This is a genomic window from Burkholderia sp. Tr-862, assembly GCF_011753085.1.
GTDB classification, from domain to species: Bacteria; Pseudomonadota; Gammaproteobacteria; order Burkholderiales; family Burkholderiaceae; genus Burkholderia; species Burkholderia ambifaria.
Window position 1 is genome coordinate 42,278 of sequence record NZ_VWWG01000040.1, and the last position, 8,023, is coordinate 50,300.

The 8,023-nt window shown below is 68.8% G+C and carries 7 protein-coding genes and 1 pseudogene; all 8 read right to left on the reverse strand.

Annotated elements, in window-relative coordinates:
- Positions 1 to 29: 29 nt before the first annotated feature.
- Positions 30 to 1,109: an ABC transporter ATP-binding protein gene (locus tag F3J14_RS14545; RefSeq protein ID WP_166723586.1), complete on the reverse strand. Its 1,080-nt coding sequence runs from the start codon at positions 1,107 to 1,109 to the stop codon at positions 30 to 32.
- A 49-nt stretch (positions 1,110 to 1,158) separates the two neighbouring features.
- Positions 1,159 to 2,325 (reverse strand): extracellular solute-binding protein, encoded by a 1,167-nt coding sequence (locus F3J14_RS14550; protein WP_166723587.1) that lies wholly within the window; start codon positions 2,323 to 2,325, stop codon positions 1,159 to 1,161.
- Positions 2,326 to 2,619: 294 nt separating this feature from the next.
- Positions 2,620 to 3,195 (reverse strand): alpha/beta hydrolase, encoded by a 576-nt coding sequence (locus F3J14_RS14555; protein WP_166723588.1) that lies wholly within the window; start codon positions 3,193 to 3,195, stop codon positions 2,620 to 2,622.
- Positions 3,196 to 3,225: 30 nt separating this feature from the next.
- The gene (locus F3J14_RS14560) at positions 3,226 to 4,554 is read right to left on the reverse strand and encodes an MFS transporter (RefSeq protein ID WP_166723589.1); all 1,329 of its coding nucleotides are present in this window, start codon (positions 4,552 to 4,554) and stop codon (positions 3,226 to 3,228) included.
- Between the two features lie 162 nt (positions 4,555 to 4,716).
- Positions 4,717 to 5,772 carry a 3-keto-5-aminohexanoate cleavage protein gene (locus F3J14_RS14565; protein WP_166723590.1) on the reverse strand — a complete coding sequence of 352 codons (1,056 nt, stop codon included), beginning with the start codon at positions 5,770 to 5,772 and terminating at the stop codon, positions 4,717 to 4,719.
- Between the two features lie 117 nt (positions 5,773 to 5,889).
- Positions 5,890 to 6,738: a TauD/TfdA family dioxygenase gene (locus F3J14_RS14570; RefSeq protein ID WP_166723591.1), complete on the reverse strand. Its 849-nt coding sequence runs from the start codon at positions 6,736 to 6,738 to the stop codon at positions 5,890 to 5,892.
- A 10-nt stretch (positions 6,739 to 6,748) separates the two neighbouring features.
- On the reverse strand, positions 6,749 to 7,729 hold the full coding sequence (locus tag F3J14_RS14575) for a quinone oxidoreductase (RefSeq protein WP_166723592.1): 981 nt from the start codon (positions 7,727 to 7,729) through the stop codon (positions 6,749 to 6,751).
- A gap of 33 nt (positions 7,730 to 7,762) precedes the next feature.
- A pseudogene (locus tag F3J14_RS14580) lies at positions 7,763 to 8,023 on the reverse strand (universal stress protein); the annotation flags it as partial.

Below are 8,023 nucleotides of genomic sequence, written 5' to 3' on the forward strand. Positions count from 1 at the left end.
CGCTGCCGCGCATGCGGCGCGGCGGCCGTTCATTGCGCGTCTCCTGCATAGACGAGCGTGCGCGCCGGCGCCACCCGCAGCCGCAGCCGCTCGCCTTCCACGAATTCGCCGGCGACCCGCGCCCAGATCGAGCCGAACGGCGTGATCGCACGGATCAGCGAATCGCGGCCGCCGTACTCGACCGTTTCGACGGTCGCGTCGAACGCGTTGTCGGCGCCGGCTTCCGCACGCTCGATGTCGTCGGGACGCAGCGCGACCACGACGTCCTTGTCGTCGAAGCCGGCCATCGGCACGCCGGTGATGCGCACGCCGGCGGCGGCGACGTTCACGTAGTCGCCGGCCATCCCTTCGAGCGTACATGGCAGCACGTTGCGATAGCCCATGAAGCGCGCGACGTGCAGGTTGTGCGGGCGCGTGTACACGTCCTTCGGCGACGCGACCTGCTGCACGACGCCCTCCTTCATCACGACGATCCGGTCGGCCATCGACAGCGCCTCGTCCTGGTCGTGCGTCACGTAGATCGTCGCGCGTTCGAGCTGCGTATGGATGCGGCGGATCTCGGCGCGCATCTCGATGCGCAGCTTCGTGTCGAGGTTCGACAGCGGCTCGTCCATCAGTACCAGCGGCGGCTCGATGACGATCGCGCGCGCGATCGCGACGCGCTGCTGCTGCCCGCCCGACAGCTGCCCCGGCAGCTTGCCCTCGTGGCCGACGAGCTGCACGAGTTCGAGCGCCTGCTGCGCGCGCCGCCGCGTTTCCTGCTTCGGCACGCCGCGCATCTTCAGTCCGAAGCCGACGTTGTCGAGCACCGACATGTGCGGAAACAGCGCGTAGTTCTGGAACACCATCCCGAAGCCGCGGCGCTCGGGCGGCAGCACGTCGATGCGCGTGTCGTCGAGCCAGATGCCGCCGCGCGTGAGCGGCTGCAGCCCGGCGATGCAGTTCAGCGCGGTCGACTTGCCGCAGCCCGACGGGCCGAGCAGCGCGATGAACTCGCCGCGCCGGATGTCGAGATCGAGCCCGTCCAGTGCGGCGACCTGCGCCCCCTGCGCATTCGTGAAGCTGCGGCACACGCCGTCGAGCCGCAACCGTTCGAAACTGTGCTTCATTACGCGAACTCCGTCGGCGCGGGCGCCGCAGCGCCCGCGGGTTCATGCGTCATTTCGACTTCTGCGAACCGATCTCGCGGTCCCACTTCTGGAACGCGGCGACCATCGCCTGCGCGTTGAGCGGCTGCACGTGCGGACGATCCGCGAGCAGCTTCGCGTACTCGGGGCGGCCGAATTTCCTGACCACCTCCTGGCTGTGCGCGGGCGCCATCTCGAGCGTCACGCCCTTCACCGCCGGGCCCGGATAGAAGTAGCCGTCGTCGTAGGTCATCGCCTGCTGTGCCGGTTCGAGCAGGAAGTTCATCAGCTTGAACAGCACGTCGAGCTTCTCCTTCGGCACGCCCTTGGGGATCACCATGTAGTGCGCGTCGTTGACCCACGTCATGTCGTCGAACGCCTGGATCCGGAAGTCGGCCGGCACGATGCCGAGCGCGCGCGGGTTGAGGTCCCAGCCGGTGACGGTCACGGTCATGTCGCGCGTGCCCTCGCCGAGCTCCTTCATCACGGCCGACGTGCCGCCCGGGTAATACGGGACGCAGTCGTTGAGCTGCTTCAGGAACGCCCAGGTCTTGTCCCAGCCGTTGATCGGATCCTGCGGGTTCTTGTCGCCCAGCACGTACGGCAGCCCCATCAGGAACGTGCGGCCGGGGCCCGAGTTCGCCGGGCGCGCGTAGATCAGCTTGTTCGGATGCGCCTTGCACCATGCGAGCAGTTGGGCGGGCGTCTTAGGTGGATCGCTGACTTTCGCCGGGTTGTATTCGAGCAGCGGGCCGGCCGGCATGTAGGTGACTTCGAGGCCGAAGCCCTGCGCGACATCCTGCATCTTGCGCGGACCGGGCGCGTACTTGTCGAGCACGCCGGGGAAGGCGCCCGCGTTGTCGGGCAGCAGCTTCATCCACAGGTTCTGCTCGATGCCGGCGGCCAGTGCATCGGTGCCCGTCAGCACGAGGTCGATGTCGGAACGCCCCGCCGCCTGCATGGCCTTGATCTTGCCCGGCAGTTGCGGCGCGGGCGCGTTCGTGAACGTAACGCTCGACACGAGATTCGGGTTCTTCTCCCTGAACGCCTCGATGGCACCCCGCGTGAGCTGCAGGTTGCCCGCGACGTCGACGACATTCAGCGACACGGGGGCCGCGACGGCGGCCGCGGCCGACAGCGTCAGGCCCAGCGCCAGGGTGATCCGGCGGACACGGCGCGCGATCGTGGTGGTGTTCATGTCTCCTCGCTTCGGTCGGTGGATGGGACCTTTCTTTCGGGGAATCATGACGGCGTTATACGATGTCGGTCAACAAAAAACCGAGCGGCGCGGGGCGGGACTTTCCCTGACAAAAACCTTCCGTTCACCAACGATTGGCTGATTGACCGATTTCGCGGCGCGACAGTGCAACGGACAAGCGGCGTGTTAGGACGTCGTATATCAATCGACGCTGACATGGAATCTGTTCACGCGGACGCGCAGGCATGAAATCCTGCGCGCCGTGTTGCGATGCGTTGAGCGCGCTCAGGCCGCTCAGGCCGCACGGAGCGCGATCACCTCCCCGATCAGCCGCTCCGCGTCATGCCACTCGCCATATCCCGACGCCGGGTTCAGGTGCCCGACGTCGCCGAGATCGACGAGCTTGCTGCCCCACCCCGCCGCGAACGCCTCGGCGCGTTCGAAGCGCGCAAGCGGATCGTTGCGGCTCGCGGCCACGATGCTCGGAAACGGCAGCGGCCGGGTCGGCACCGGCGTCCAGCCATGCGAGTCAATCGCATCGGGCGCCGGATAGCCTGCGGGCATCGGCGTATCGAGATCGGCCGGCGCGGCGAGCAGCGCGCCCTGGATCGCACGCGTGGCCTGCAGCGCCCAATGCACGACGATCATCACGCCCGCGCTGTGCGCGACGAGAATCACGGGGCCGTCGATCGCGGCCAGCGCCGCATCGAGCGCCGCGACGCGCGCCGCGCGGCTCAGCTTGTCGGCTTCGAGCGGCGCGACGGCGCGCGCGTTCGGCAGGCGTCGTTGCAGATGCGTCTGCCAGTGGTCTTCGACGTGATCGCGCAAGCCGGGCACGATCAGGATGGTGGGTGCGGTCGCGAGGGTCATGCAGCCTCCGGGAGGGTTCGGTTCAAAGGTTCAGGAAAGACGGGATGCGCGTCGTTCGCGTTCGACGCGCGCGATATCGGCCGAGTAGCTCGCGCGTCCGATCGCGAACAGCACGGCGGCCGCGAGCGGCACGGCGGGAATCCATTGCAGTGCGCCGACGAGACCGGCGCGATCGGCGACCCACCCCGTCAGCAGCGGGCCCGGCGCCATGCCGAGCAGGTTGTTGGCGAGCGTGAGCGTCGCGAACGCCGACGCATGGATCGCGGCGGGCGTCAGGTTCGCGACCATCGCGCCCGAGGCACCGGACGCCCCCGCGCCGACCAGCATGCCCGCGCAGATCAGCGCAAGCTGCAGCGGACCGGGCGGCAGCCGGAACGCGATCGCGAGGCACACGCCCGTCAGCACGCAATACGCGATCGCGGTCAGCCATTTGTGCGCGCCGTCGGCACGCCCGACGCGATCGGTGACGATCCCGCAGCCAACCATCCCGACGCCCGACAGCAGCACGAAGCCGGCCGCGAGCACGGCGGCGCGGTCGGGCGCCATCGCGTAATAGCGGTTCAGGTAGCTCGGCAGCCACGCGAACAGCGCGCCGGGCACGAACAGATGCAGCCCGCTGCCGACATATGCGCAGATCACCGAACGCGACGCGAACAGCCCCGACATCAGCACGCGCACGCTGCCGCGCAGGTCGCGCGGCGCATCGGGATGGGGCCGGCACGGTTCCACGCGGCACGCCGCGAGCCGCCGTTCGGTGACGACGCCGCGGTACGCGACGAGGAGCACGATGCCGAGCGCGGCCATCACGCCGAACGACCAGCGCCAGCCGAGATGCGCGCCGACCAATCCGCCGAGCGCCATCCCGAACACCGAGCCGAAGGCGCCGCCGGCCATGAACGCGCCGGTCAGCGTCGCGCGCAGGCGGGCCGGAAAGATGCTGAGGATCAGGGCAACGCCGACGCTGCCGTACGCGGCTTCGCCGAGCCCGACGAGGCCGCGCGCCACGAGCATTTCGGCGTAATTGGTGGACAGCGCGCAGCCGAGCGTCGCGACGCTCCACAGCGCGGCCATCAGCACGATGCTGCGCACGCGGCCGAAGCGGTCGGCGAGCACCGACAACGGAAACGTCAGCAGCCCGACCAGCAGCGCGACGACGCCGGACAGCGAGCCGAGCTGCGTGTCCGACAGCCCCCACGCGTGCTTGAGCAGCGGAAACACGGCGTTGAGCACCTGCCGCGACATGTAGTCCGACAGCAGCAGGCCGACGGTCAGCCCGAACACGAGCCAGGCATAGGCCGGCGCGCGCCGGCCGGTGGCGGCCGCCTCCTGCAGCGACGGCTCGACGTGATGAATCAGCATGCGTGTCTCCTCCGGCACCGGTGGGGTCGTGCTCCGGCGCGGCTTGCGTGGCCCCGCTCCGTTGACCGGAGTCAGCCCCCGCGCCGTGCGCAGGGGTGGGTGCCACGCCACAACGATCGGCGGGCGGCGGCCACCAAGGCCGCTACCCGGATGCGCGGCGCGTCAGGCCGCGCGCAGCGGCACGCTCGCCTGGCCCGGCCGGCGGTTCGGCGCCATCCCGAGCCGCGCGAGCGTCTCGTCGACGCCGTCGTACTGCACGCCGATCTTGTAGATCGCCTTCGCCTCCTTGCCGGTCGCGATGTCGCGGCCGAGTTCGCGCGCAATCCGCACGCACTGCTCGACCTGCTGCACCGACGTCATCCGGTTGCCCTTCTGATCGATGATCGTGTCCTCGATCCCGCAGCGCGGATGCAGGCCCAGCGCCATCGCGATCGTGTTGATCGGCAGTACGTTCTTCATCAGCGATTCGAACGTGATGCACGCGCCGTCCGGGCAGCGCCGCACGAATTCCATGAAGTTATACGGATTCGGGCCGTCGAAGCCGCCGCCGATGCCGACCCACGTGACGTTCAGCGGGCCGCGATAGACGCCGCGGCGGATGATCCGTTCGAGCGTTTCGAGCGCATGCATGCCAGTGAGCTGGAAATGCGGCTGGATGCCGGCCGCCTGCAGGCGGCGCAGGTGTTCGTCGACCCAGCCGGGGCCGGCCGGCACCGTCATCTCGCGGTACGCATCCCACAGCGCGGGTTCGTTCAGCGACGTGCCGGCGATGTCCTGGCGGTTCATCAGCTCGGTGATGTTCATCTGCACGGTGTTGATCGCGACCGTCACCTGGTCAGGCTTCGGCGTCAGCTCGGCGAGCATGTGGCGCGTGTCGTCGGACAGCCATTTCGCGTCGGCGCCCTCGCCTTCCGGCGCGAACGAAATCGAGCCGCCGACCTGCAGGATCATGTCGGGCACGGCCTCGCGCAGCCGGCCGAGCAGCTCGTTGAACTTCGACAGCCGCTTGCTGCCCTTGCCGTCGAGTTCGCGCACATGCATGTGCAGCACCGTCGCGCCCGCGTTGTAGCAGTCGACGGCCTTCTGCACGTGCTCGTCCATCGTCACCGGAATGTCTTCCGGAAAATCGGCGGGCATCCATTCGGGGCCGTACGGCGCGACCGTGATGACAACCTTGTCCTGGTTTTCCGGGTGCAGCGAATCGTCGAAAAATTGCATGTCGTCCTCCAGTGGAAATCGTTGTGTTTCGGGCGTACGGGCGTGCGTATCCCGCCGTGCCGGGCGGCGAGCCCGGCGCGTTGTATCGGTTGCGGATCGGTTACGGTGCGCTCGTGCTCAGAACGGCACGTCGCCGACGATGCCCGCGCGCTCCATCCGCCGCACGCACGGCGGGTAGTCCATCACCGCGTAATGCTGGGTGGCGCGGTTGTCCCAGATCGCGACGCTGTTCTTCTTCCAGCGCCAGCGCACCTGGTATTCGGGGATCATCGCCTGGCTGATCAGGTAGTGCAGCAGCTGGCCGGCGCCGGGGTTTGCGTCCTGCCCGACGCGCACGCGCCCCGGTGTGTGGAAGTTGGTGAAATGCGTCGTGAACGCATTCACGTACAGCACCTTCTCGCCCGTTTCGGGATGCGTGCGCACGACCGGATGCTCGGCATCCGGATACTGCGCCTTCAACGCGAGGCGCTTGTCGATCGGCATCGCCGCGCCGAAGCTCGCCTCGATGCTGTGGCGTGCGCGCAAGTCCGCGATCTGCTGCTTCACGTGGTCCGGCAGGTTCTCGTACGCGAGCACCATGTTCGCCCACATCGTGTCGCCGCCAACCGGCGGACCGTCGATGCAGCGCAGCACACAGCCGAACGGCGGCGCCACGCGCCAGCTCGCATCGCTGTGCCACGCATTCTCGTAGCGGTCGTTCGGCTGGTCGGGCGACTTGTAGATCCGCACGAGTCCCGGATGCTCCGGATCGCTGCCAGCGACCGGGTGATCCTCGAGTTCGCCGAAGCGGCGCGCGAACGCGACGTGCTCGGCACGCGTGATGTCCTGGTTGCGCAGGAACAGCACGCGATGGCGCAGCAACTGCGTGCGGATTTCGGCGAACAGGCCGTCGTCGTGCACGGCGTCGGCGAGGCTCACGTCCAGCAGTTCCGCGCCGATCGCACAGGTCAGGGGTTCGACTCGCATGCGCGTCTCCTCAGACGATGAATACCGACGAGCCGGTCGTCTTGCGCGACTCGAGGTCGCGGTGCGCCTGCGCCGCGTCCTGCAGCGCATAGCGCTGGTTGATCCCGATCCGGATGCGGCCGGCCGCGACGTGCGCGAACAGTTCGCCGGCCAGGTCGTTCTTCTCGGCCGGATCGGCGATGTAGTCGGCCAGCGCCGGGCGCGTCAGGTACAGCGAGCCCTTCATCGCGAGGCGCTGCGGATCGAACGGCGGGATCGGGCCCGATGCGGTGCCGACGCAGACCATCAGCCCGCGCCGCTTCAGCGAATCGAGCGAACCTTCGAAGGTGTCCTTGCCGACGCTGTCGAACACGACGTCGACGCCGGCGCCGCCGGTCAGTTCGCGCACGCGTTTCGCGACATCCTCGCGGCTGTAGTCGATCGTGTGGTCGCAGCCGTGCGCCCGGGCGACCGCCGCCTTGTGTTCGCTCGACACGGTGCCGATCACCGTGAGCCCGAGCAGCTTCGCCCACTGCGACACGATCAGCCCGACGCCGCCCGCTGCCGCATGCAGCAGGATCGTGTCGCCCGGCGCGAACGCATGAATGCGGCGCAGCAGGTAGGCCGACGTGAGCCCGCGCATCGTCATCGCCGCGGCCGTTTCGCATGCGATGCCGGCCGGCAGCCTGACGAGGGGCGCGGCCGCGATCAGCCGCTCGGTGCTGTACGCGCCGAGCGTGTTCAGGAAGCCGGTGTAGGTCACGCGGTCGCCCACGGCGACGTTCGTCACGCCGGGACCGAGGGCCTCGACCACGCCGGCCGCCTCGACGCCGATGCCGGCCGGCAGCGCAACCGGATACAGGCCGCTGCGAAAATACGTGTCGGCGAAGTTCAGGCCGACCGCCTCGTGCCGCAGGCGCACCTGGCCGGGGCCCGGATCGCCGACGTCGACTTCTTCCCAGCGCAGCACGTCGGGGCCGCCGGTTTCGTGGAATCGCACTGCATGTGCCATCTTGTTCTCCGTAGGTATTCAGTCGGATGCGTGTCACGCATCGTCAGGTTCGTCCGCGCCCGGCGGCGTCGCGCTTGCGCCGCTCGCCGGGGGTGCATCCAGTTCGTTCCAGTCGGCGTCGACCAGATAGCGCCGCGCGGCCGGGAAAATCACGCCTTCCATGCGTCCCATCTGCTCGAATGCGCCACGCGCATAGACGGCGAGCGCCGCATCGAACGCGCTCGACGGCAACCCGTCGGCGGCGAGCCGCGCCAGCGCGTCGAGCGCGTGCGCATCGCGGCGCCGCTGGCGATC